Source organism: Leptothermofonsia sp. ETS-13 (assembly GCF_049200465.1).
In the GTDB taxonomy this organism is placed as follows: domain Bacteria; phylum Cyanobacteriota; class Cyanobacteriia; order Leptolyngbyales; family Leptolyngbyaceae; genus Leptothermofonsia.
In genome coordinates, this window is the sequence record NZ_CP120836.1 from 4,565,739 (window position 1) to 4,587,908 (window position 22,170).

23 protein-coding genes are annotated in these 22,170 nt (G+C 50.0%); 10 read left to right on the plus strand and 13 right to left on the minus strand.

Annotation, left to right across the window (positions count from 1 at the left end; translation table 11 throughout):
• Positions 1 to 15: 15 nt before the first annotated feature.
• Positions 16 to 1,179 (plus strand): ferrochelatase, encoded by a 1,164-nt coding sequence (gene hemH, locus P4D80_RS20750; RefSeq protein ID WP_421655921.1) that lies wholly within the window; start codon positions 16 to 18, stop codon positions 1,177 to 1,179.
• 12 nt (positions 1,180 to 1,191) lie between these two features.
• Here hemH and P4D80_RS20755 read toward each other — a convergent pair whose 3' ends face one another.
• Positions 1,192 to 1,971: a photosystem II S4 domain protein gene (locus tag P4D80_RS20755; protein ID WP_421655922.1), complete on the minus strand. Its 780-nt coding sequence runs from the start codon at positions 1,969 to 1,971 to the stop codon at positions 1,192 to 1,194.
• Positions 1,972 to 2,238: 267 nt separating this feature from the next.
• On the opposite strand from P4D80_RS20755, the gene P4D80_RS20760 reads away from it, so the two are divergent.
• A complete protein-coding gene (locus P4D80_RS20760) occupies positions 2,239 to 2,862 on the plus strand; it encodes a hypothetical protein (RefSeq protein ID WP_421655924.1) in 624 nt (207 codons plus the stop codon).
• A 169-nt stretch (positions 2,863 to 3,031) separates the two neighbouring features.
• On the opposite strand, the gene P4D80_RS20765 is transcribed toward P4D80_RS20760, so the two are convergent.
• Complete coding sequence (locus P4D80_RS20765) at positions 3,032 to 3,550, minus strand: 50S ribosomal protein L25/general stress protein Ctc (RefSeq protein WP_421655925.1); 519 nt, start codon at positions 3,548 to 3,550, stop codon at positions 3,032 to 3,034.
• A gap of 104 nt (positions 3,551 to 3,654) precedes the next feature.
• Positions 3,655 to 5,013 carry an adenylosuccinate synthase gene (locus P4D80_RS20770; protein ID WP_421655926.1) on the minus strand — a complete coding sequence of 453 codons (1,359 nt, stop codon included), beginning with the start codon at positions 5,011 to 5,013 and terminating at the stop codon, positions 3,655 to 3,657.
• 292 nt (positions 5,014 to 5,305) lie between these two features.
• On the opposite strand from P4D80_RS20770, the gene P4D80_RS20775 reads away from it, so the two are divergent.
• The gene (locus P4D80_RS20775; RefSeq protein ID WP_421659576.1) at positions 5,306 to 6,409 is read left to right on the plus strand and encodes an adenosine deaminase; all 1,104 of its coding nucleotides are present in this window, start codon (positions 5,306 to 5,308) and stop codon (positions 6,407 to 6,409) included.
• Here P4D80_RS20775 and psb27 read toward each other — a convergent pair.
• The 4 genes from psb27 to pstC form a co-directional block, all read right to left on the minus strand.
• Entirely contained in the window at positions 6,393 to 6,743 is a 351-nt protein-coding gene (psb27, locus tag P4D80_RS20780) for a photosystem II protein Psb27 (protein WP_421655927.1), read from the minus strand. The two genes, P4D80_RS20775 and psb27, sit on opposite strands and share 17 nt — an antisense overlap.
• A 451-nt stretch (positions 6,744 to 7,194) precedes the next feature.
• Positions 7,195 to 8,001: a phosphate ABC transporter ATP-binding protein PstB gene (gene pstB / locus P4D80_RS20785; RefSeq protein ID WP_421655928.1), complete on the minus strand. Its 807-nt coding sequence runs from the start codon at positions 7,999 to 8,001 to the stop codon at positions 7,195 to 7,197.
• Positions 8,002 to 8,130: 129 nt separating this feature from the next.
• The gene (gene pstA, locus P4D80_RS20790) at positions 8,131 to 8,943 is read right to left on the minus strand and encodes a phosphate ABC transporter permease PstA (RefSeq protein ID WP_421655929.1); all 813 of its coding nucleotides are present in this window, start codon (positions 8,941 to 8,943) and stop codon (positions 8,131 to 8,133) included.
• A gap of 169 nt (positions 8,944 to 9,112) precedes the next feature.
• Complete coding sequence (pstC, locus tag P4D80_RS20795) at positions 9,113 to 10,066, minus strand: phosphate ABC transporter permease subunit PstC (RefSeq protein WP_421655930.1); 954 nt, start codon at positions 10,064 to 10,066, stop codon at positions 9,113 to 9,115.
• Positions 10,067 to 11,427: 1,361 nt separating this feature from the next.
• Between pstC and P4D80_RS20800 the strand changes: the two genes are divergently transcribed.
• The gene (locus P4D80_RS20800) at positions 11,428 to 12,084 is read left to right on the plus strand and encodes an esterase/lipase family protein (RefSeq protein ID WP_421655931.1); all 657 of its coding nucleotides are present in this window, start codon (positions 11,428 to 11,430) and stop codon (positions 12,082 to 12,084) included.
• On the opposite strand, the gene P4D80_RS20805 is transcribed toward P4D80_RS20800, so the two are convergent.
• Together P4D80_RS20805 and P4D80_RS20810 are read right to left on the minus strand one after the other, a co-directional pair.
• Positions 12,036 to 12,506 (minus strand): VOC family protein, encoded by a 471-nt coding sequence (locus P4D80_RS20805; protein WP_421655932.1) that lies wholly within the window; start codon positions 12,504 to 12,506, stop codon positions 12,036 to 12,038. The two genes, P4D80_RS20800 and P4D80_RS20805, sit on opposite strands and share 49 nt — an antisense overlap.
• A 34-nt stretch (positions 12,507 to 12,540) precedes the next feature.
• Positions 12,541 to 13,086 carry a tetratricopeptide repeat protein gene (locus P4D80_RS20810; RefSeq protein WP_421655933.1) on the minus strand — a complete coding sequence of 182 codons (546 nt, stop codon included), beginning with the start codon at positions 13,084 to 13,086 and terminating at the stop codon, positions 12,541 to 12,543.
• A 194-nt stretch (positions 13,087 to 13,280) separates the two neighbouring features.
• Here P4D80_RS20810 and P4D80_RS20815 point away from each other — a divergent pair, with 194 nt between their 5' ends.
• Positions 13,281 to 14,114 carry a TIGR00297 family protein gene (locus P4D80_RS20815; RefSeq protein WP_421655934.1) on the plus strand — a complete coding sequence of 278 codons (834 nt, stop codon included), beginning with the start codon at positions 13,281 to 13,283 and terminating at the stop codon, positions 14,112 to 14,114.
• Between the two features lie 107 nt (positions 14,115 to 14,221).
• Here the strand turns inward: P4D80_RS20815 and P4D80_RS20820 are convergent, their stop codons facing one another.
• Positions 14,222 to 15,670: a S8 family peptidase gene (locus P4D80_RS20820; RefSeq protein WP_421655935.1), complete on the minus strand. Its 1,449-nt coding sequence runs from the start codon at positions 15,668 to 15,670 to the stop codon at positions 14,222 to 14,224.
• A 144-nt stretch (positions 15,671 to 15,814) separates the two neighbouring features.
• Here P4D80_RS20820 and P4D80_RS20825 point away from each other — a divergent pair, with 144 nt between their 5' ends.
• Both P4D80_RS20825 and P4D80_RS20830 read left to right on the plus strand, forming a co-directional pair.
• Complete coding sequence (locus P4D80_RS20825) at positions 15,815 to 16,036, plus strand: hypothetical protein (protein ID WP_421655936.1); 222 nt, start codon at positions 15,815 to 15,817, stop codon at positions 16,034 to 16,036.
• A gap of 3 nt (positions 16,037 to 16,039) precedes the next feature.
• Positions 16,040 to 16,759: a tetratricopeptide repeat protein gene (locus P4D80_RS20830; protein ID WP_421655937.1), complete on the plus strand. Its 720-nt coding sequence runs from the start codon at positions 16,040 to 16,042 to the stop codon at positions 16,757 to 16,759.
• Between the two features lie 213 nt (positions 16,760 to 16,972).
• Here P4D80_RS20830 and P4D80_RS20835 read toward each other — a convergent pair whose 3' ends face one another.
• Positions 16,973 to 17,272, minus strand: a complete 300-nt coding sequence (locus P4D80_RS20835; protein ID WP_421655938.1) for a hypothetical protein — start codon at positions 17,270 to 17,272, stop codon at positions 16,973 to 16,975.
• A gap of 97 nt (positions 17,273 to 17,369) precedes the next feature.
• On the opposite strand from P4D80_RS20835, the gene trpS reads away from it, so the two are divergent.
• Together trpS and P4D80_RS20845 are read left to right on the plus strand one after the other, a co-directional pair.
• Entirely contained in the window at positions 17,370 to 18,380 is a 1,011-nt protein-coding gene (gene trpS, locus P4D80_RS20840; protein ID WP_421655939.1) for a tryptophan--tRNA ligase, read from the plus strand.
• A gap of 188 nt (positions 18,381 to 18,568) precedes the next feature.
• Positions 18,569 to 19,474, plus strand: a complete 906-nt coding sequence (locus tag P4D80_RS20845) for a methylenetetrahydrofolate reductase (protein ID WP_421655940.1) — start codon at positions 18,569 to 18,571, stop codon at positions 19,472 to 19,474.
• Between the two features lie 22 nt (positions 19,475 to 19,496).
• Here P4D80_RS20845 and P4D80_RS20850 read toward each other — a convergent pair whose 3' ends face one another.
• Positions 19,497 to 19,970, minus strand: coding sequence for a hypothetical protein (locus tag P4D80_RS20850; RefSeq protein WP_421655941.1), 474 nt, complete (start codon positions 19,968 to 19,970; stop codon positions 19,497 to 19,499).
• Here P4D80_RS20850 and P4D80_RS20855 point away from each other — a divergent pair.
• Positions 19,942 to 21,651 carry a YcjF family protein gene (locus P4D80_RS20855; RefSeq protein WP_421655942.1) on the plus strand — a complete coding sequence of 570 codons (1,710 nt, stop codon included), beginning with the start codon at positions 19,942 to 19,944 and terminating at the stop codon, positions 21,649 to 21,651. The genes P4D80_RS20850 and P4D80_RS20855 overlap by 29 nt on opposite strands.
• Positions 21,652 to 21,778: 127 nt before the next feature.
• Here the strand turns inward: P4D80_RS20855 and P4D80_RS20860 are convergent, their stop codons facing one another.
• Entirely contained in the window at positions 21,779 to 21,973 is a 195-nt protein-coding gene (locus tag P4D80_RS20860) for a hypothetical protein (RefSeq protein WP_421655943.1), read from the minus strand.
• Positions 21,974 to 22,170: the final 197 nt, after the last annotated feature.

A 22,170-nucleotide genomic window follows, 5' to 3' on the forward strand; every position in this document is an offset into this window, starting at 1 on the left:
AAAGCTATAGCCGCTATGGGTCAAGTTGGGGTTCTGTTATTAAATCTGGGCGGACCAGACAAGTTGGAAGATGTTCGTCCGTTCCTGTATAACTTGTTCGCAGACCCCGAAATTATTCGGCTTCCTTTTCCATGGATGCAACGCCCCCTTGCCTGGCTGATCTCAACAATGCGGGCAAAGCGATCGCAGGAAAACTATAAACTCATCGGTGGGGGTTCTCCCCTCAGACGCATCACTGAGGAACAGGCCCAGGCCCTCCAAACTCGACTTCAGCAGAAAGGGCAGGAAGCCACTGTTTACGTGGGGATGCGCTACTGGCATCCGTTTACTGAAGAAGCCATTGCCCGAATTAAGCGCGATCGCATCAATCAACTGGTGATTCTTCCCCTCTACCCTCATTTTTCTATCAGCACCAGCGGTTCGAGTTTCCGTTTGCTTGAGAAGATTTGGGAAGAGGACCCTGCACTGCAAGCGATTAATTATACCGTTGTTCAGTCCTGGTATGACCGTCCTGGCTACCTGACAGCGATGGCACAACTGATTGCGCAGGAGATTGACCAGTTTCCCAACCCAGATGGAGTGCATGTTTTTTTTAGCGCCCACGGTGTTCCGATTAGTTATGTGAAGGAAGCAGGCGATCCTTATCAAAAGGAAATTGAGGACTGTGTTGCGCTGATTATGCAGACGCTGAACCGTCCGAACGCCCATACCCTTGCTTATCAGAGCCGGGTCGGTCCCGTAGAGTGGTTGCAACCTTACACTGAAGATGCCCTCAAAGAACTGGCCGAACAGGGTGTCAAGGACATGGTTGTGGTACCCATTAGCTTCGTTTCGGAGCACATTGAAACGCTGCAGGAAATTGACATGGAGTACCGGGAAATCGCCGAAGAAGCTGGGATTGAGAACTTTCATCGAGTCCCCGCACTGAATACCCATCCCGTTTTCATTGATGATCTGGCCAACATGGTTCTGGAGTCAATGAATGCTCCCAGTATGAAGCTGTCAGAAGTGATGCACCCCGAGAAACAGGTTAAGATGTATCCACCGGAACGGTGGGAATGGGGCATGACGGTTTCTGCCGAGGTGTGGAATGGTCGTCTGGCAATGATTGGAATTATTGCTGTGCTGATGGAATTACTGATGGGACGCGGCCCTTTACATGCGATCGGGCTTTTGTAGGGGCTTTGCTGTTTATACAAACCGGGTTAGTTGAATGCGGTAGCGATCTTTTTTAGTGATTGCAATTTCGCCCACCTCAACCCGGCCTTTGCCACGGATGGCAATCAGATCTCCTTCTTTGACCGGGTAACTGGCACTGGTTGTTTCCTTCCAGTTAACCCGCACATCACCCGCAGTGATCATATCTGCCATTTTGCTACGGGACATGCCAAACCCCGCAGAGGCGATCGCATCCAGCCGTAAAGAAGCTTCCACAGTCGTCACTTCCTTTTTCTTTGGCTCTCGCACTTTGAGTTCGCCCAAACTGATAGGTTGGGTTTTAACTGGTACAGAGCGGACTTGCTTCAGGTTCATCTCCAGAAATTCCACCATTTCAGGAACGACGATCGCCTGTGCTCCCCGTTCGCCCAATACAATGATGTCGCCGACCTTTCCCCGCACAATTCCCGTACCCAGAATGGCCCCCAAAAAGTCGCGATGGGTTGCCAGATCAAACAGAAAATTTCCCGCGATTTCTAATGCTGCAAGTTCCACCTGACTGGAGTCGAGGGGTAGCTCTGCACGGGCGATCGCCAGCCTCTGGCGTTCTGCCTGTGGGTATCCACCCGATGCAACCCCATGAATTTCAGTCAACCGCCCAAATACCTGCTGGACCTCACTATATTCTGGAGGAGAAAGAAAATCTGTCTGCACCAACTCCCAGGTTTTGATGGCCTGCTCTGCCTGGTCCAGGACTCGTGCTACAGCTTCACGATTTTCAACAGTCTTCAGTAATTCGTCTCGTGGCAGCATGACTCAAAACGCGATAGGTAAAACTCTATTGTATGCCACCCCCCTTTGGCCTCCCACGCACTGCCACTACCTCCAGATAGGGAAAATTCCTCTCCGCTGTACGGGTAGGTTTTATAGCTCTACGCGGGTGCATTAGGACATTGGAATTAGAGAGGGAGTAGGGGCTTTGCCCCCAGCCAGGGGGTTCCACCCCTGCACCCCGTTCAAATTTCAAGAAGGATCGCTATAGTGTGCTAGATCTGGGGTAGCACCACCAAAACTAATCCCATGACGGTGAACCTACTATCTACTGCTCAGCCTGCTTATCTGAAAATCCTTTCCGAAGCGGTTGCCGCCTTTAGAGGGGAATCATCCAATCGTCCTTCTGCTGATGCGGTAGTCAATGCTTTGCTCCAGGCAGAAAAAGCTGCCAAGCAACAGCGGCTGGTCTATCCTTTTCAACCTCTCCTCGGCCACTGGCAACTTTGTTTTGCAACTGGCACCCGCAAAGCCCGTCAACGGGGAGGAATCCTGTTAGGACGCGGCTGGTACATGCCAAAAGTAGCAAAGGCACAGATCTCGTTCAACGCCCTTGAGGGTTCAAGCCACGGTGAAATTGGTAATGAGGTTCGTCTTGGCCCACTCCTGGTAAAGTTTACAGGCCCTTGTAGATACCTGGGTAAAAAAAAAAATCTGCTGGCATTTGACCTTACTCACATGCAAATTGCCCTGTTTGGGCGCACGCTTTATGGGGGTAATGTTCGTAGCAGCAAAATTCAGACGCAAGCCTTTGAGCATCAGCCAATTTCTAAACTTCCCTTTTTTGCCTTCTTTCTAATAACTGAAGACTATATTGCTGCCCGTGGTCGGGGAGGGGGGCTTGCCATTTGGACACGGGAAAGGGGTAGATAAGTGGATGAGTAAATGCGAGGTAGATAAATGGATGCTCATCCGCTTATTCATCTATCCACCCTCCTCCTTCCTTTCCCTATCCCCTACTCATTAAGTCGATTCTTCATCACTGCCAGTACCACTGCCGCTATCCCTCCCTTGAAGAATGGTGACCACCACCTGGTCAGGTTCAACCAGGGCAGTGACCCCCCTCAGGCAGGGTTAATTCACGGACGTGAAGTGCATCTCCTACATTTAGCCCGGACACATCAATTTCGATGACTTCTGGAATCCGGTCTGGGGCGCAGCGAACATGGAGTTCGTTAATTTGCAGATCCAGGGAACCGCCGCCTGTCTTGACACCAGGAGCCTCGCCAACCGTGTGAATTGGAACATCAACATCTAGAGTCGCATGGGAACCAACTGAGAAAAAACTGAGATGATACAGAGTTCCCTTACAGGGATGGGATTGAACTTCTCTTAACAAAACCTTGCCTCTCCAGGGGAGGTCAGTCACGTTGATGTCAATCAGGGTATTGTTGACGGAGGCATCCCGAATTAGCCTCTCCGCTGCTTTAGCAGGTACGGCCAGCGGAACCGATTCAACGCCGTTGTGACCATACAGTACGGCGGGGATCAGGCCAGAATGCCGCAGGGTATTTGCTTTGCTATTAGAAGAGCGGGTTTGACATTCAAGTGAGAGTTCCATAGTTGTTGAGAAATGCAATGGGAGCAAAGGGAATAGAGTGGGTAGAAAGAACCAAGTGGAAAAAATGGATCTAGTTTTGTTTCCTGCTTATCGACCTGCTGGTTTCAAACTTCTAACTTTTGATTACCCGTTTCAGTGTTAGCTGTGCCGTTCGTATACAGCAAGGCACGCTTGGGTCCGTGAATCGGGTCTTCTACGATGATGGTTTGATCACGACTTGCACCTAAGGAAACGATCGCAATCGGTACCTCCATCAACTCCGCCAGCACTTTTAAGTAATCTAGCGCTTGTTTTGGTAGGTCATCCAGGGAACGGCAGTCAGCGGTGGACTGCTTCCAGCCCGGAACGGTTTTGTAGATGGGCTGGCAGCGGGCAAACCGGCGAGAGTTGCTCGGGAAGTCATAGCAACGGTTGCCATCGACTTCGTAGGCGACACAGATTTTAATCTCGTCCAGTTCATCTAGAACATCCAGCTTAGTGATGGCGAGGCAATCCAGCCCATTGATACGAACCGCGTAGCGACCAATGACGGCATCAAACCAGCCACAGCGCCGTTTGCGCCCGGTGGTTGTGCCAAACTCTGCACCGCGATCGCACAGGTGCTCTCCCATTGTGCCATGCAGTTCTGTTGGGAAGGGACCTTCGCCAACGCGAGTGGTGTAGGCTTTGGCTACGCCAATAACACGGTCAATCATGGTGGGGCCAACCCCCGTACCGACACAGGCTCCTCCAGCAACCGGATTGGAAGAGGTGACGTAGGGATAGGTGCCATGATCCAGGTCGAGCAAGGTTCCCTGAGCCCCTTCAAACAGGATATTGCGCCTGCGCTTAATCGCGTCGTAGATCTTCAGGGAGCTATCAATAACGTGGGGGCGGAGGCGATCGGCGTATTCCAGATACTCGTCAATAATCGCCTGTGGATCCAGGGGGGGCAATTCATAAAGCTTTTCTAGAATGACATTCTTATACTCTACGGTCCAGCGTAGTTTTTTGCGAAGTGACTCCCGATCCATGAGGTCTATCACACGGATGCCGGTGCGCTCGGATTTGTCGGCATAGGTTGGGCCAATACCCCGTCCAGTGGTACCAATCTTGTGTTCCCCCCGGCGCTGCTCCGATGCCTGATCAATCAAGCGATGGTAAGGCATGGTTACGTGAGCGGTCTCTGAGATGAACAGATTTTCCGCCGAGATGCCTAGTTGCTCAAGCTGATCCAGCTCTCCAATCAGTACTTGAGGATCAATAACAGTTCCGCAACCAATGATGCACTCAGTGTCTGGATAGAGAATTCCAGAGGGAATGAGATGCAACTTGAAAACCTGATCTTTAACAACAACGGTATGTCCGGCATTGACACCGCCTTGATAGCGAACTACCACATCCGCTGACTTACTGAGCAGATCGGTAATCTTTCCTTTTCCTTCGTCGCCCCACTGGGCACCCACTACAACAACGTTAGCCAAGAGTTTTTGTCAAGCTAGAGTTTGCACAAATGTCCATTATCAACAGCGCTTGACACGCCTGTCAATCGAAATCGAAAAAAATAGGTAATCTACAATACTCAGCAATTTTGCTGAAAGTCGTGTTAGATGCGGGGCAGTTCTTTGTGCATTTTCTATGATCTAGATTAAGATGCTGCAAACCGTTCAGTGTTTATCGGCATTGGTCATTGGTAGAGGCAAAGTACCTGGGCAAGCATGGATTCAATTACTCTGAGAACTGTTTGACCGGATGCTTTGCCCCAACTCCCTGTTGATGAATTTTGTACAATCCTTTACCTATAGTACCTATAGAGAGGTGCCCGTGGCTCTGTATGCTGAACTCCACCGCCACCTTGGAGGCTCTGTTGTACCTCGTATTCTGTGGCGGTATCTGCAACGTCATGATCCTGACCTGGCTCAACGATTTCCCAATTATCTAGAGTTTGAGGATTTTTACACACGTCCTCGTAACACTTTGGATGAGTATCTGGAGTTACACACGCTGGTTGAAAGCGTGCAGACGGCAGAGGCTTTGCCCTACTTTGTGTACCGTTTGATGCGGGGTGCCTATATTTTCGAGAATTTGGCATACCTGGAACTGCGGTATACTCCCTATCTGCGGACGCCTGAGCACCTGCCCCAGTCTAACCGGATTGAATTGATGGCACAAATTGTGGAAATTGTAGGCAAGGCCAGCCGATTGAACGAGTACCCGATTGTTACCAGCCAGATCCTTTGCATGCACTCGCGGTTGCCCTATGAGGTAAACCGGGCAATTGTCGACCTGGCTGCCCAATCACGTGATTACGTCTGTGCGATCGACTTAGCGGGGGGCGATATCCACTACCGCGATCGCCTGGATGAATTTGTGGAACTGTATGCCTATGCGCGATCGCTGGATATCAACACCACCGGACATCTGTATGAAACCCGTGAAGGTTGCTATCCAGAGTTGCTGCCCTATCTAATGCGAATTGGGCATGGCATTCAAATTCCACTCCATTACCCTCACTTGCTGAAGGAGGTGGCAGCGCGGGGGCAATGCCTGGAGGTTTGCCCCACCACCTATCCCAAAACGGGCACTCTGAAGGACATTTCTGAACTGAAGCTGGTGTTTGACCGCTGCTTTGCTGCCGGAGTCGATATTGCCATCTGCACAGACAATGCCGGACTCCATAACGTCCGGTTGCCGTTTGAGTATGAGAACTTACTGACTCATGACATCATTGGCTTTCAGGAGTTACAAGCCTGCCAGGATGCTGCCTTCCGTCATGCTTTTGCCTGGCCATACCAGCAGCGCCCGGCTTCATTGCTGAATGGGCTGCTGCAAGTAGAGGGCGATCGCAATCATTCTATTGCCGCTATACACCACGGCTAATTGCTTGCTCAATCTGTTTGAATTCCATTTCCAGCCGATCCTTCAATTTTTGAGGGATCGGACGGTTGGGATAGGAACTGTAGTGCCCTGCTAAAGAATTTAGGGCTGTGCGCATAGTGGTGTAAGAATTCAACCGGGCAACGGACCCTTCCCGCCGATAGCGAGACGAAAAGTCATTAATCAATTGACGCGCCTGCGCCTGGACGGCTCCCTTTTCAGGCGAGTCATCAGGCAATTCAATTGCGTTTCTCAATACATTTACGACTGCCAGAGTGTCCTGATTGTAGTCTCCGGTCATCCCAATAGAGCCTGCTGGTGCAGAAGAGCACCCCATGAGACCAATGCAAACAACCAGAACCAAAGAGAGCAGGCATGATAGATATCGCTTCATAAGCATTCGCAAAACGACGGGACTACGTTCTAACCTTCCAAAAATTATAGGATTTTCGCTATTGTACCGTGATTTAGGAAACTGAGGAGCGGTCCCTGGTTAGGAATGCAGGGAAAGGGTTGGATGAGTAGAAGAGTGATGGGGGGATGGGGTAGAGATCCATTATTTGTGGTTAGTTGTTAGAAGGGGTAAAGGGGGAAGATGGATAGATCGGAGGAGGAGATTCACCCATTAATTCGTCCATATCCCCTCCCACTCCTTTAACCTTCTAACTTCTGTCTCCTGACTTTTGACTCCTGATTCCACGTGCAATAACAATAAAAAATACGTACCTGTTTCTTACGCACACGTCTAACGCTCCTATCACTGAAGCAACTGATTGACTGTTTCAGGATTAACCGAAACGACCGCTGACATATTCTTTCGTAGCTTCTTGCTGCGGATTCTGGAAGATCACTTCTGTTCGGTCGTACTCTACGATATACCCAGTCTGCTGCCCTTTTTCGTTTGCCTGAACATTGAAGAAGGCGGTAAAGTCTGAAGCACGGGAAGCCTGTTGCATATTGTGGGTCACGATGACGATAGTGTAATTCTCTTTCAGTTCCTGAAGCAGGTCTTCGACTTTCAGAGTGGAGATCGGGTCCAGGGCAGAACAGGGTTCATCCATCAAGATGACATCGGGCTGAACGGCGATCGCCCGGGCAATACAGAGACGCTGCTGCTGCCCACCCGACAAATCGGTGCCCATTGCCTTAAGCTTATCTTTCACGTCATCCCACAGAGCTGCTTGCTTGAGGGAACGTTCAACCAATTCATCCATATCGCCTTTGAAGCCCAATAACCGTGGACCAAACGCAATGTTGTCGTAAATGGTTTTGGGGAAGGGGTTGGGCTTCTGAAATACCATTCCAATCTGGCGGCGCACCTCAACCGGATCAGTGTCTGGTGCATAAAGATCCTGGTCGTGGTAATAAATCTTACCGTTGATGTGAAATGAACTGATCAGGTCATTCAGGCGATTAAAGCAGCGTATCACCGTACTCTTACCACAGCCAGAGGGACCAATGAAGGCAGTGATGGCGTTTTTGGGAATCTCAATGTTGACATCTCGAACGGCTTTGAAATTGCCGTAGTAGATATCTAGATTCTCTGTACGGAATACGGTTTCGGTTTGGCGAGCAATTTGAAGATTGGAAGTCATAGGTCGAAGTTGAATAAATATGAAGTTGAATAGAGGTTGAATAAATATTGAATTTGGTTTCAGCTGCAAGGGAAGAGCAATAGGCAATTACTTAGAATAGGGTTCGTACCTGTAGAAGCTCTGTAGAAGCTAACGTCTGCGTTGAGTCAATATCCGTGCAACAATGCTAATTACCAAAACCAGAGTTACCAAGACCAAAGCCCCTGCCCAGGCAAGTTGCTGCTGGTTTTCATAGGGAACCGTCGAAAAGTTGTAGACCAGCATTGACATCGTTGCGGTGGGTTCCCAAAGCCCACCCTGCCAGATAGGTCTATTCCAGAACTGGTTAAACAACGCTGTGAATAGAACAGGAGCTGTTTCTCCAGCCGCACGCGCGATTCCCAACATTACTCCAGTCAGAATTGCTGGAACTGCAGCTGGCAAGACTATTTGTAGAGTAGTTTGAATTCGAGTTGCACCCAACCCGATCGCGGCCTGCCGATAATCCATTGGAACAGCTTCCAGTGCCTGAGTTGCTGTCCTCACAATGGTTGGTAGCATTAGTACTGCCAGGGCAGTCCCACCAGCAACTGCCGAAAACGTCCCGGTGCGAATTACAATCAGCGCATAGATAAATACCCCAATCACAATAGATGGGACACCGCTGAGAACGTTTGTGAAGAAGTTAACCCAGTAAGCCAGCTTTGTATCCCTTGCAAACTCTGCCAGAAAGATAGCTGCCATCATCCCAAACGGAATACTGATCAAAGATGCCAGCCCAACCGTCAGCAGTGTACCGACAAAAGCATTGCCAAAACCACCTCCCTTAACCAGGGGTGGAGGCGGTAGCTTGAAGAAGAGATCCAGACGCAAATAGGCAAATCCTTGAATCAGAACGTAGGAAAGAACCGCGATCAGAGGAATGAGTGCAATTACAGCACACAAGATCACTATCCCTGACATTACGCTGGAAAACAATGTTCGGGGCGAACTTAGGTTTTTCCTCAAGGTTCTTCCCGGAAAAGAAAAAGATAGATCCTGTCCGGTCATCGTATATTCCTCTGGGCACCTACGTTCTTCAAACTATGTTCTGTCTTAAGTGGTGAAGCTATCTAATCACTTCCCAACCTTGCTAGTATCTCAACCGAATCCGGCTGACAATGAATTCCGCTAGAACATTCACCACTAGCGTTAGTAGAAACAGGACGATCGCAGCGTACATCAGAGAAGACATTAGCAGACCTCTTGCCTCGGCAAACTGGTTTGCTAGCAGCGAAGCAATGGTTGAACCCTGCGCCAGAATTGAAGGAGAAGCAACGTTAGAGTTTCCAATCACCATGGTGACGGCCATTGTTTCGCCCATGGCTCGACCTAATCCCAGCATTGCCCCACCCAGAATTCCAGCGGAGGCGGCGGGTAAAATTACTCTAAAAATAGTTTCCCAGCGAGTTGCCCCCAAACTATAGGCCGCCTGACGCAATTCCACAGGCACGGCTACCAGTGCATCCCGTGAAGTGGCTGAAATGATGGGCAAGATCATAACCGCCAGAATAATGCCTGCTACGTAAACGCCAGGCCCAGCTGGAGGGGTGCTAAACAATGGCACCCAACCAAAATTCTGATGCAGCCAGTTCCCGAACGGTTTAACAAACGGGATAAAGACGAAGATACCCCAAAGACCATAAATCACACTTGGAATAGCAGCCAACAGTTCAATCAGAAATACAACTGGCTGCTTCAAACGAGGTGGCAAAAAGTCTTCACTTAAAAAGAGTGCAATGCCTACACCAATGGGAATCGCCAGGATGAGAGCAATCAGGGATGTAACGATCGTACCAAAGATCTGGGGCCATGCTCCATAGATATTGGCAACAGGATCCCACCGGCTATTCACCAGAAAGCCCAAACCAAATTTCTGCATAGCAGGAAGAGCCTGAACACCAACCTGGAGGACAATCATGAAGAGTACGATGGCAATGGCGATCGCAAACGCTCCCGTTAACCAAACAAAGCAGTTATCAATATGACGGGAGAGCTCGGTTCGTTTCCAAGAAGGAGTCGCCGAACGGTCTACTACTAGAGCCATAAATCAGTTAAAAACCTTTTGAGAATGAGTCTGCCATACAAATCACAAACCCAAAAGCAAGATTATCACGCTGTCACTCCATCCCAGCAATTGGGCAATTGTATTAAAGATGTATTAAAAAATAGATTTTTTGCTGTAGCCCACCTCAATCGCAATGGAAGCAATGGGAGTAGACTCAAATAAAGAAGTAGTTTGCTAACCCTACCTGAATCTTATCCAGGGTGGCAATCGCCTTAGACAAAACACCTGCCGGAGTAGGAAAATAGCCGAGTTCAATTGCAAACTTGGCACTATCACTATAAGCTTACTTGATAAAGTTCTTCAGAGCGTCTGCTCTTGCGGGGGCATCGTACTTGTTGTCAAGAAACAACCAGGTTAAACCCGCAATTGGGCAAACATCCTTACCTTCAGAGTTTAGTGCAAAGTCAGCGGGAATGGTTTGCCTCTCCAGAGCCTTAGCAGCCGATTCTGGAGAAGGTGTGATGAATTCCCCTAGCTTGTTCTCAATAGTTGCTATCTTCAGACCGTTTTCTTTGGCATGGGAGTATTGGTCTAGCCAATCGCTCTAGCCAGTTGCTGAACCGCAGCGGAACTCCCTCATTCCTCTTACCACCTGTTCCAGTAGGCTACTCTACAGTTTTACCAACACCAGCTTTACTAATTTGGGCAGGCTGCTTACAGGTATAGCGGTAGTCATTGTGGTTAGGATGGGGTGCAGGGGTCCACCCCTGGCTGGGGGCGAAGCCCCCACTCCCTCTCTAATTTCAATGTCCTAATGCACCCGTGTAGAGCTCTAATTGGTGAAGATACTGCCGGAGTGGTACTACCGGTATTAGCTGCTGGAGATGTGGTTGCAGCTGGTCCGAAGGATGTTGATACCAGAGCCAATGCTAGGGCGATCGCAGAGACGCAAAATGCTCAACGATTTACCTTTAGAAAATATAATTTCTGTGGCTCGGTGAACTTCCTCTCTAAAACTATAGTTGAATCCGTAAAGATTGAATCCGTAAAGATTAAGGATAAGCTAGGCCGACAGGCTAATCAAAGCAGGTTAACTTTTAATAAAAATTAATTTTTTCAGATTAAAAACTGGAGACGGTGGCGTAGTCCTAATCGGTTGAATTCACCGCTATATAAGCTAAATCCATTATTTAAGGCCACTTCAGAAACTGGCTCAGTACTGTGCTTAACTTTACTTTTCGTTGGCTAGATTTTAGATAGCGATAGCTACCAGTCCTAGGATGGGGTGCAGAAGTTCTACCCCTGAAGTCCCCACACCCCCTTAGAACCAATGTCCTAAGTGACCTGGCGACAGCTATAAAGTAGTTTCATGTCACTACAAACCCTCCCCAATTCTTCCAATGACTTCTTCAGGCTTGCGTAATCCAGTGCTGTTGATCCATGGGATCTGGGATACGGGTATCATTTTTCACTCAATGCGATCTCACCTTACCCAGCGGGGTTGGTCTGTCTATGACCTGGATATGAAACCAAATAATGGAGACAGTGAGCTAGAGCATTTGGCTGCTCAGGTGGCTGACTACATCGATGATACCTTTGTTCCAGGAACCCAATTGGATATCGTGGGTTACAGCATGGGCGGCATTGTGAGTCGCTACTATATTCAGCGGATGGGCGGAGCCCAGCGAGTTCGACGGTTTATTACCCTGTCTTCCCCTCACAACGGCACCTGGGTTGCCTATGGTTCTTTTCGTCCGGGGTGCATACAAATGCGCCCGAACAGCTCTTTTCTAGAAGACTTGAACCGGGATATGACAGCCCTGGAACAACTCAACTTCACCTCTATCTGGACTCCTCTCGATACAATGATTGTTCCTGCTAGTAGTTCGCAGATGCCAGTGGGCAAGAATATTAAAGTGTGGGTTCCGGCACACCACTATATGGTCTCGGATCCCAGAAGCCTCCGGGTGGTTGCTACGGCTTTAACAGAACCATTGAAGGTAAGGAATTATGAGCTAACAGCGGCGCGATCGCCAATGGCTGTAAATTCACGCTGACCAAAGATGGCTTCGGGGTGGCAATAGAACTTGAATTCCAGCAGGTTACTGAAGGGGTCCTGTAAGAAGAAGGTGCGATGCTCTAACGGCAGACCGGGAAACCGTCGCTTAGGCTGCTGATAGAATGCCAGATGCTTCTGTTGCGCCCGTTCCAGTAAGTTTTCCCATTCAACCTCAGAGGTAAAGATCAAGCCAAAGTGCCGGGGATAGATGCCATTTTGGGGTTGCAGTGGTTCATCGGTAACATGGGCCACAAGCTGATGCCCACCCAAACCCAAAATTATCGAGTGTGGGCTTTCACGCCCCATCTCACAACCCAGTCCATCAACATAGAACTCCTTCGTTTGAGGAATGTTGTTGACGGGGAAGGCAAGGTGGAAAAGTGGTTGGTTCATATAACGATCAACAAATACAACTGACATTCACCCCATCCCCTATCCCCCTGCACCTCTTTCCCTAGAAGCGTCCCAGCCAGGCTTCAGAAGGGGTGTAATTGGTGGGAATTGTTCGCTCATAGCAAGCTATCGCCACTCTGCATTCTTCTGAGCATTCCTGAGGCGTGGCTAACGTAGTCCAATGTTTACTTTCAGTCATTGGTTGCTGGTATCTACTTACCATGTTAGCCATTGCTGGATGGATAGGGTTGCTTTCCAAAGCCAGGTTAATAGCCTCTTTTTCTGAAAAAGCGATTTGCTCATCGTAAAGGAGATACAAAGCAAATCCCCGCCAACGCCAGGCTTCCATATTGTCAGGATTCAGACGGAGGGCCTTGTCGTAACTGGCGATCGCTGCTTCGTAGCGTCCCAAAGACAGGAGCGTTCTGGATTTCAGAAGCCAGGCTTCATCGGGATGGGGATTAATTTGCAAGGCTTCATTGGAATGAGCGATCACTTTCTCGCAGTCAACAAACCGCTGGCTGTAAGACTGAGAATCCCATTGGTGTTTTTCTAGTTCCTTGTCTGCGGCAATGCAGTCTTTGTTCCGATTTTGAGTAGAGAGCACGAGTTTCTCCTGGTGGGGAAAAAGGGTGTCCAAACTGACTGTTTATTAGCAATAGTCTGCCTCTGAATTGTCTGGCTTAGGTGATTCATCTCTTCCAATTTGCGCAATGGAATTGGGACTGAGCATTACCCACCAGGGTACTTTGCAGCTTTAGGGTGTCAGAATAATGGGTGTTATTCCTCCAGACTCCGTCCATGCCTTTCTTACTTCTATCAAGCCTCAATCTCCTCCTCACCCCCTACTCCCCATCTCCCCCTTCCTCTCTCACTCTCTGGCTAATTGCTCTTGTGTTAAATACAGCTCTGGCCGCGATCGCCTGGTTTGCACCCAAAAAATTACTTACCCCAGCGGGGCTGCTTCACGCCTGGTTTCTGGGGGTGCTGGTATGGGGCAGTTTGGGTTGGCAGGGATACCTGGTGGTGATGGTCTATTTTCTGCTGGGATCGGCAGTGACACGGATTGGCCTAGCGCAAAAGGAAGCGGAGGGGATCGCTGAAAAACGCTCTGGGGCACGGGGACCGGAAAATGTTTGGGGATCGGCACTGGTTGGGGCTCTATGTGCTGTGGGAGTGTTGCTGACATCCTGGCTAAATTTATCTATCGGAACGAGGTTGGTTCCTTTGTTGTTGCTAGGGTATGTAGCCAGTTTCAGCACTAAACTGGCTGATACGGTTGCCAGTGAAATTGGAAAAGCCTATGGTCAGCGCACCTTTTTGATTACTACCCTCAAACCAGTTCCCAGGGGAACGGAAGGTGCCGTCAGCCTGGAAGGAACAGTGGCAGGAGTGGTGGCATCTGTGGTAATTGCCCTGGTTGGCTGGGCGGTGGGGTTAATTTCTCTGGCAATGGTGGGGGTTTGCGTAGTGGCAGCCTTCATTGCCACCAGTCTCGAAAGCGTGATTGGGGCAACCTTACAGACCCGGTTTAGCTGGCTGACCAATGAAGTTGTTAACGTTTTGAATACATTCATTGGAGCGATCGCCGCTATTCTAATTGCTCAGGGTTTGTCCCTATTAATGAGTGGATGAGTGGATGGGTGGATGGCTGAGGGAAGGAGGAAAGAAACTTTGCCCTATCACTCCCTCACCTCTCACTTCTTACTTTCCTTGGCCCTACCACCTACTGCCTATCCCTTTCACCCAGTGTGTGAGGGATTGAAGCACTTTGCTTCCTTCTCAATCACAATGGGGCTGACGTAGATGGGAACTTTTAGCTTAATGGGGATGCAGATTTCGCAGGGGCGTTTGTGGATCTCCAGCTTGTGAATAATGGCTTTGAGATTGGGCATGACCCCGATGCGATCGCTGGCTGGATCGTTAGAAGCCGTTCCCAGGGCAGGGTCACTGAGGATAGCCCGCAGTTGCTGAGGGGTAAAACGGGCTCCGAGGTTTGCTTCAGCAAGTCCCTGTACGGCTAAAGCAGCTCCCGTAATGATGGGTGATGCACTGGAAGTGCCATTGAAAAATTCTGTGTACTGGTCGATCGCACCCGCGTCGTTCGAGGAACAGGTGTTGACGTTTTCGCCCCAGGCATAGCAATCAATCCGGCTACCAAAGTTGGAGAAACCCAGGCGGGTATGGGGAATCGTTGAGCTGGCAGCCCCCACCATAATCGCCCCTGAATCGCGGAAGCCCGGAGCTGTGCGGTTAAAGATCGCGTTACCGGCTCCATCAGTGTATGTATCTAAATCGTTGGATCCGTTACCTGCCGCTTCTACCACCAAAATTCCCAAAGCCGTTGCCAGTCGAATGGCATCGAATTCGGCATCCAGTACTTCAATCGGCATATTGGGCCAATCTGGAATGCTCAGTTGAGCCTCCAGTAAAAGCACATCCCCTGCGGAAAGGTTGGCGATCGCGGCCATAATTGCATCGGGTCTGGTGCTACCCCAATAGGAAACCACATCCACGGATGCAACATTGGGGGTAATGCCAATACACCCCAGAGTATTATCTACCGCTGCAAGCTCACCCAATACCGCCGTTCCATGAGCTCTGGAGCCATCCCGAATCGATCCATGCAAGAGAGTAGCCCCCTGAGCAGCCAGATCTTCATGGTTGAGTGTCCAGCCCCGCTCCAGATCAATCACCCGCAGGCCAGCCCCATTACCCCCAGCAAACTGCCAGGCATAGCGGGCATCAATCCCCTGGGGAGCGGAATTTAGATACCCCTGATCGCCCGATCGCGGATCATCCGCTGGATTGACAAATGGTTCATCACCAGGCGGATCGAAATATACCGTCTGAACTGCCTGCCAGGACGAAAGGATTTTCACCAGTGATTCAGGTTCCACTCCCGGTGGACAGTTAATCACGAAGTAATTGGCTAGCCTGGATGGACGATAGCCAGGATCGAGTTGCCTTGCCTGGTTGACTAGTTCCTGGATTTTCCTTGAATCAACCGAGGTGTAAAGTCTTTTGAGGGTAATACCGGGATATTCCCGCGCCAGTTGTTCCCAGGGACCTAACTGTCGGTTCTGAATTACAACCTCAACTCCATCTTCATAGGGAAGTTCCAGGTCATCCTGGAATTTGACCACAACTCGTGGACAGTAACCCTCGGACTCTGGTTTGAAAATATTCATGTTTTTTCTCCTGGTTTAGCGGTATTGGATATCGGACGTTGTAGGGGTGATAGGGGATAAGGAGTAGGGGTTAGGTGTGAGAAGGCTAGGAAGAGTGGGGGAGTGGGGAGTGGGGAGTGGATGTGCTGTTGCCTTCAAGCGGGAATGAAAGGTGCGATTGATATTGCCAGAATGACTAAAGCCGATGGAAATCTAAAACACCCGCCAGGGTACTTCGGCACTCCCCGATCCTGTACCCTGGTAGTCGGTCAACTTGAAGTGATGGGTGTGTTTGGGGAAGGGTTTCGCTTCTCCATCCCCATGAAGTTCACTTTCCTGGGCTTGAAAGCTCTGGAGTCGATGACCGGTATTGCTAGGACAAACTGACAAATGGCAAAATCCTCAACTCCCAATCTGTGGCGATCGCGGGTGTCCAGAATCTTTTGTGTGGCTGTCATCGTTACGTTCAGCAGCCTGGTAGAAGTTAAACCGTCCATAGCGGCATCTTCAGCCCAGGAATATCGGCAGATGGGGCTGGAATACCGAAATCAGGAGCGGTATCCAGAGGCGATCGCGGCGTTTCAAAAAGCCGTTGAGCTAGAACCGGATAACCTTTCTGGCAGGGTATTGCTGGGATGGACTCAGCACCGTGCGGGTCAAACAATGGAAGCCGCGGACACTTTACTGCAAACCTTTTATCTCAATCCATTTGATGTCCCAACCCTGAACGCTTTAGGAATTGTTTACCTGGTTGGTGGACAGTTGGATTCTGCCGTAGCAGCCCACGGCTGGGCAGCAATTCTGAAACCAAACAACGAAATTGCTTACTACAACCTGAGCCTCGCCTTTGAACGGCTGAAACAGTACGACTGGGCAGTTGCTGCTGCCAGGGAAGCCGCTAAGCTAGAGCCAGAAAATCCCCATCCCCCCGTTGCCGAGGCAATCGCCCACTGGGGAAACGGCGATCATGTCATTGCCCAGAAATCTTACCAGCAGGCGATCGAGTTAGACCTTCGCTATCGCGACTCCACCTTCCTGAACTATCTAAACGAAGCAGGCTTCAGCCCCGAACAAATCCAGACATCCCAGCAGATTCTTCAATCCCTGTGATGTCGCAGGAACCAGGTGCAGAAGAGGCAAGGGACGAGAGGTTAGGGGTTAATGTGTTATAGCGATAGCCGCCAGGCTCAGGCTTAGGACAGGGTGTAGGCGGGAACCCCTGGCTAGGGGCGAAGCCTCCCCACCCCCTTTAAAGCCAGTGTCCTGAGCACCTGACGACAGCTATAAATCTGTGGCTATCTGTAGGAACGTTTCATAAGAACTCTATTGCTCCTGCATCAATCGCAGATAATTTTGCCTCAACTGCAAGTGGCTCTTTGCCAGTTTGTCTGACATTTCTTTCTCAACATCTCTGAACTGTTGCCAGAATGCCGCTGAGCGACGGGCGGCTAATACTTCATTCCAGAGGGCTGCCAGGAGTTCAGTGGCAATGGGGTTAGAGCTAAGGCTATCGCTCAGTTGGGCAAACATTTTACTGGCATCGGCCTGTTGCTTGGGATCCTGTGCTAGAAGAAAGCACTCCTGAAGTTGAGCAGACTGCTCTTGAGTAAGGGATTGGGTCATAATTGGTAGGAACAAATGTGACAGCGGAGTAATAATATTTACATTTATTTAATTTGTTGTACAGAAGTAGTCCAAGAGGGATTAATTGTTAAGCACCATGACTAAGCAGCGAGTTCTATCTGGAGTCCAACCAACGGGCAATCTTCACCTGGGCAACTATTTGGGCGCTATTCGCAATTGGGTAGAGGGGCAACACCAATATGACAATTTCTTTTGCGTGGTCGATTTGCATGCTATTACAGTTCCCCATCATCCTGCTACGTTAGCATCGGATACTTATACGATCGCTGCCCTCTACCTGGCCTGCGGCATTGATCTGGCCTACTCCACCATTTTTGTCCAGTCCCATGTTTCCGCCCATGCAGAACTCGCCTGGTTACTCAACTGCATTACTCCGCTAAACTGGCTGACTGACATGATTCAGTTTAAGGAGAAGGCCGTCAAGCAGGGAGAAAACGTGAGTGTGGGACTGTTAGACTACCCCGTGCTAATGGCAGCCGACATTTTGCTGTACGATGCAGACAAAGTGCCGGTTGGTGAAGACCAGAAGCAACACATCGAGCTAACCCGCGATATTGTAAACCGCCTCAACCACCAGTACGGTAAGCCCGATCAGCCAGTATTGAAATCGCCACAGCCTTTGATTCGAGCGGATGGCGCCCGGATCATGAGCCTGACTGACGGCACCAAGAAGATGTCAAAATCCGATCCCTCTGACATGAGCCGGATTAACTTGCTGGACTCGCCAGAGGTAATTCAGAACAAAATCAAAAAATGCAAGACCGATCCGGTGCGGGGGTTAGTCTTTGGTGACCCCGATCGCCCGGAGTGCAACAATTTGCTGACCCTCTACATGCTGCTTTCCGGCAAATCTAAAGAAGACGTGGCCGAGGAGTGTAAAGACATGGGTTGGGGCCAGTTTAAACCCCTGTTGACGGAAGCCGCGATCGCCCACCTGAAACCGATTCAGGACAAATATCACGAGATCATGAACGAGAAGGGCTATCTGGAATCAGTTCTGCGCGACGGACGGGAAAAAGCTTCAGAAATTGCCAACGAAACCCTCTGCAGAGTCAAGCTAGCATTAGGCTACTCCCTGCCGACTTAGGCTAGAAACGGGCTAGAAATGCTCTACAACAGCAAGTTTATCCACCCAACGTTGTTTTTAAGTTCTGATGAAAGTTTTTAATTCTCGGTTTTAACTTTCCTTAATGACAGGTAAGGTAGGTAGCAGCATTTTGAAGTTAATACGCTCGACTGTGAATGCTAAATCTGTTTAATTCAAATGCCCATTCCATGCCCATCTTTCGTGAAGCGGCTCAGACGGGTCACTTTTTGGTTACAGCAGAGGTGATGCCTCCCAAAGGGGGAGATCCTTCCCACATGATTCAGATGGCACAGTTGCTGAAAGGACGAGTACATGCCGTCAACATTACCGATGGCAGTCGAGCCGTGTTGCGGATGTCATCTCTGGCCGCTTCGGCAATTTTGCTTCAGCATGGAGTCGAACCCATTTGTCAGATAGCTTGCCGCGATCGCAACGTGATTGGCTTACAGGCAGACCTGATGGGGGCCCATGCCCTTGGCATTCGTAACATTCTGGCACTGACCGGCGATCCAGTTAAAGCAGGTGATCATCCAGAAGCCCGCGGCGTGTTTGAACTGGAATCTGTCCGATTGCTTCAGCTAATCCATAAGCTCAACGCAGGCATGGATTTTAATGAAAAGCCGATGCCCGATGGAGCCACAGATTTATTTGTCGGTGCTGCCGTCGATCCTCAGTGTGGCAGTTGGTCAGGGCTCCAGCGACGGTTTGAACGCAAGCTTGCAGCGGGAGCGCAATTCTTCCAGAGCCAGTTAATCTCAGACTTTGACCGCCTCGAAAAGTTTATGACTCAGATTGCCGCAGGTTGCAACAAGCCCATCCTAGCAGGCATTTTTCTGCTAAAGTCGGCTAAAAACGCCCAGTTCATTAACCGCTGCGTTCCGGGTGTTCACATTCCCGATTCCATTATTGATCGCCTGGAGCGTGCCTCCGACCCTCTTTATGAAGGGATGGTTATTGCCGCAGAGCAGATTCAACTGGCCCGCCAACTTTGCCAGGGAGTGCACATGATGGCCGTCAAGCGGGAAGATCTGATTCCACAAATTTTGGACTTAGCAGGAGTTAAACCCCTGGATAAAGAGGAAAGTTTGGTTTAGTAGGGCCCGGTCGGGGAAAAGATCACTGGCGCGACCCCAAAAACTGGCCTGCCACTCGCATTGCATCGCCCAGGTCAACATCGCCATCGCAATCGCTATCCAAAAACGTGTTTAGCACTGAATTTCCTCCAGCAGATTGGGGGTTTTGCGTACTGGCTCCACTCCGCAGCAGATTCAACGCCAGAGGAACGAGTACAGGCAATAAACTCTGAATCGTTTGGGGATTGAGTCCAGGTCGCTGCATCAAATCTTGCACAACCTGCTGTTGCATCGAAGTCCCCAACAAAGCGTTCACAGCCTGTGGATTGGGACCAGTGCCACTGTATTGGTTGACTAATGCCTGGGCCTGATCAGCCCCTTGAGTCGCTCGTGTTTGCTGAAGGGAAGAACGAACATACCCCCCAACGACTGATAACAACGTTTCCATTACTGCCCCTTCCAACCGACTGAGACTAGAATGAAAGGCAATGGCACTGGCTGTAGGCGTTTTCTCCATGCCCCTGTCGCGATTTTTGATTCTCATCACTGGCATCATCCTGATCTTGGGTTTAGCGATCTGGTTGATTGATTCTCTTCAGCGCTTATTCTGGCAACTGTCTTACTACCCGCTGTTGTCACAGGCGCTTCTGTTTCTGATCATTGTCCTGATAGGGTTGCTGATTGCGGCCTTTGTCTACTATTTTTTCTGGCTACCTCAACAACAGAAACGCAAGAAAAAACGGGCGCGGCGATCGCAACCTAGAGTGCCCATCGCCAAAACAGAAGCCGCAGAAGAAACCTTGAAAGCAGTACGGCAGCAGGTTGCCCAGATTCAGGACGAAGTAGCCCGTCAGGAACTGTTGATGCGCTCCCGTGAAATTGAGCAAAACTTTTCACGAGGAGAAATCCAGGTTGTAGTGTTTGGTACCGGATCAGCCGGTAAAACCTCCATTGTGAATGCGTTGATTGGTCGCATGGTGGGCGAGGTGGGTGCCCCGATGGGAACGACGGAGGTGGGTGAAACCTACTCGCTCAAGCTGAAGGGGTTAAATCGAGAAATCCTGATTACTGATACCCCCGGAATTTTGGAAGCAGGGGTTGCGGGAACGGAGCGGGAACGACTGGCACGCAAGTTAGCAACTGAAGCCGATTTGCTGCTGTTTGTCCTGGATAATGACCTGCGTAAGTCTGAATATGACCCCTTGCAGGCGCTGGCAGAAATTGGGAAGCGATCGCTGGTTGTGCTCAACAAATCAGACCTCCTCCCTGACGAGGATCGGGAAACAATTCTGGCCCGCCTGCGCGAACGGGTGCGGCATCTGGTAGCGCCTGCTGACGTGGTTGCCGTTGCAGCCCGGCCTCAAGCAGTCAGGCTGGAAGATGGGCAAATGTTTCAACCTGACCCCGACATCATGCCCCTGATTCGCCGCATGGTGGCGGTTCTGCGGGCGGAAGGGGAAGACCTGGTGGCTGACAATATCCTGCTGCAATCTCAGCGACTGAGTGAGAAGGCTCGTAATCTAATTGACGTTCAGCGTCGCCGCCAGGCTGACAAACTTGTGGAGCGGTTTCAGTGGATTGGAGCCGGAGTAGTTGCTGCAACTCCCTTACCCGTTGTAGATATGCTGGCAGCGGCGGCTGTCAACGCTCAGATGGTGGTGGAAATTGGGCGAGTTTACGGATGTGAAATTAATACGGAACGGGGACGGGAACTGGCCCTTTCCCTGGGCAAAACCCTGGCCAGTCTGGGTATCGTCAAAGGAGCGATTACCCTTGTGACCACGGCCCTCCAACTCAGTATTGGGGGCATGTTGGTAGGGCGGGCCATTCAGGGAGTGACAGCCGCTTACCTGACCCGGATTGCCGGTAAAAGCTTTATTGAATACTTCCGGCATGACCAGGATTGGGGAGACGGGGGCATTACCGAAGTTGTGCAACGCCAGTTTCAATTGAATCGCCGGGATGAATTTATTAAATCGTTTGTGCAGGAGGCAATTACGCGGGTGGTGAATCCTCTGCATTTGAATCAGCCGGAGGAGGAAGATGAAGCGATATTGGAATTGGAAGAATTACAACTTGAGGTAGAATTGGAATCTCTATTGCCTCCTTCACGATCGCCGAACCCTAAACACTTAGGTGCGAATCTTGAAGAGGATTGGGAACCGCGCAACTCCAATTCAGACGATTGGGAAGCGTGAAGACGATATTAATTAAGTGATTAGTAAGCGTGTCAATTTTTTTGTGAATTCTTAAAAGGGAGTCGGGGTTAATCAAGGGTTTAAGGCGTCGGAGCAACGGTTTCAGAATCCATCCTGAATAAACGGCTCATGAATCAAACTGCGATCGCCCCCCGCAATAACCTGCCAAAATGCCTCGCAACTCTGTCAGTCCGGCAGTATTGGCTGCGATTTGCTGCATATTGGCTGCTTGTTGTTCTGCAACTTGCATCAGAATCTGGCGAATTTCAGCAATCTCAGTATTGTGTTTTTCAATCGCCTGCTCAACTTCTTCGAATGTCATAGGCTTTCGATATTCGTGGATGGCAAATCATAGCCCAAATAAGTAGGTAGTCATCATTGATTTGTAAAGGAGGGAGTGGGGAAGCAGCCCCCAGACGGGGGGTTTCACCCCCTCCACCCCCGAAATTATCCTTAATTTAATTGCACCTAGCTACTTAGCTGCCTGGAAACACCCCTCATCATTTTTAATTTCCGTGA

What these genes read in the sequence shown, in the direction of transcription:
- hemH (WP_421655921.1), top strand. Translation starts at nt 16, where the DNA reads ATGGGTCAAGTTGGGGTTCTGTTATTAAATCTGGGCGGACCAGACAAG.
- P4D80_RS20755 (WP_421655922.1), bottom strand. Translation starts at nt 1,971, where the DNA reads ATGCTGCCACGAGACGAATTACTGAAGACTGTTGAAAATCGTGAAGCT.
- P4D80_RS20760 (WP_421655924.1), top strand. Translation starts at nt 2,239, where the DNA reads ATGACGGTGAACCTACTATCTACTGCTCAGCCTGCTTATCTGAAAATC.
- P4D80_RS20765 (WP_421655925.1), bottom strand. Translation starts at nt 3,550, where the DNA reads ATGGAACTCTCACTTGAATGTCAAACCCGCTCTTCTAATAGCAAAGCA.
- P4D80_RS20775 (WP_421659576.1), top strand. Translation starts at nt 5,306, where the DNA reads ATGAATTTTGTACAATCCTTTACCTATAGTACCTATAGAGAGGTGCCC.
- psb27 (WP_421655927.1), bottom strand. Translation starts at nt 6,743, where the DNA reads ATGGGGTGCTCTTCTGCACCAGCAGGCTCTATTGGGATGACCGGAGAC.
- pstB (WP_421655928.1), bottom strand. Translation starts at nt 8,001, where the DNA reads ATGACTTCCAATCTTCAAATTGCTCGCCAAACCGAAACCGTATTCCGT.
- pstA (WP_421655929.1), bottom strand. Translation starts at nt 8,943, where the DNA reads ATGTCAGGGATAGTGATCTTGTGTGCTGTAATTGCACTCATTCCTCTG.
- pstC (WP_421655930.1), bottom strand. Translation starts at nt 10,066, where the DNA reads ATGGCTCTAGTAGTAGACCGTTCGGCGACTCCTTCTTGGAAACGAACC.
- P4D80_RS20800 (WP_421655931.1), top strand. Translation starts at nt 11,428, where the DNA reads ATGACTTCTTCAGGCTTGCGTAATCCAGTGCTGTTGATCCATGGGATC.
- P4D80_RS20805 (WP_421655932.1), bottom strand. Translation starts at nt 12,506, where the DNA reads ATGTCAGTTGTATTTGTTGATCGTTATATGAACCAACCACTTTTCCAC.
- P4D80_RS20815 (WP_421655934.1), top strand. Translation starts at nt 13,281, where the DNA reads ATGCCTTTCTTACTTCTATCAAGCCTCAATCTCCTCCTCACCCCCTAC.
- P4D80_RS20820 (WP_421655935.1), bottom strand. Translation starts at nt 15,670, where the DNA reads ATGAATATTTTCAAACCAGAGTCCGAGGGTTACTGTCCACGAGTTGTG.
- P4D80_RS20825 (WP_421655936.1), top strand. Translation starts at nt 15,815, where the DNA reads ATGAAAGGTGCGATTGATATTGCCAGAATGACTAAAGCCGATGGAAAT.
- P4D80_RS20830 (WP_421655937.1), top strand. Translation starts at nt 16,040, where the DNA reads ATGGCAAAATCCTCAACTCCCAATCTGTGGCGATCGCGGGTGTCCAGA.
- P4D80_RS20835 (WP_421655938.1), bottom strand. Translation starts at nt 17,272, where the DNA reads ATGACCCAATCCCTTACTCAAGAGCAGTCTGCTCAACTTCAGGAGTGC.
- trpS (WP_421655939.1), top strand. Translation starts at nt 17,370, where the DNA reads ATGACTAAGCAGCGAGTTCTATCTGGAGTCCAACCAACGGGCAATCTT.
- P4D80_RS20845 (WP_421655940.1), top strand. Translation starts at nt 18,569, where the DNA reads ATGCCCATCTTTCGTGAAGCGGCTCAGACGGGTCACTTTTTGGTTACA.
- P4D80_RS20855 (WP_421655942.1), top strand. Translation starts at nt 19,942, where the DNA reads ATGGCACTGGCTGTAGGCGTTTTCTCCATGCCCCTGTCGCGATTTTTG.
- P4D80_RS20850 (WP_421655941.1), bottom strand. Translation starts at nt 19,970, where the DNA reads ATGGAGAAAACGCCTACAGCCAGTGCCATTGCCTTTCATTCTAGTCTC.
- P4D80_RS20860 (WP_421655943.1), bottom strand. Translation starts at nt 21,973, where the DNA reads ATGACATTCGAAGAAGTTGAGCAGGCGATTGAAAAACACAATACTGAG.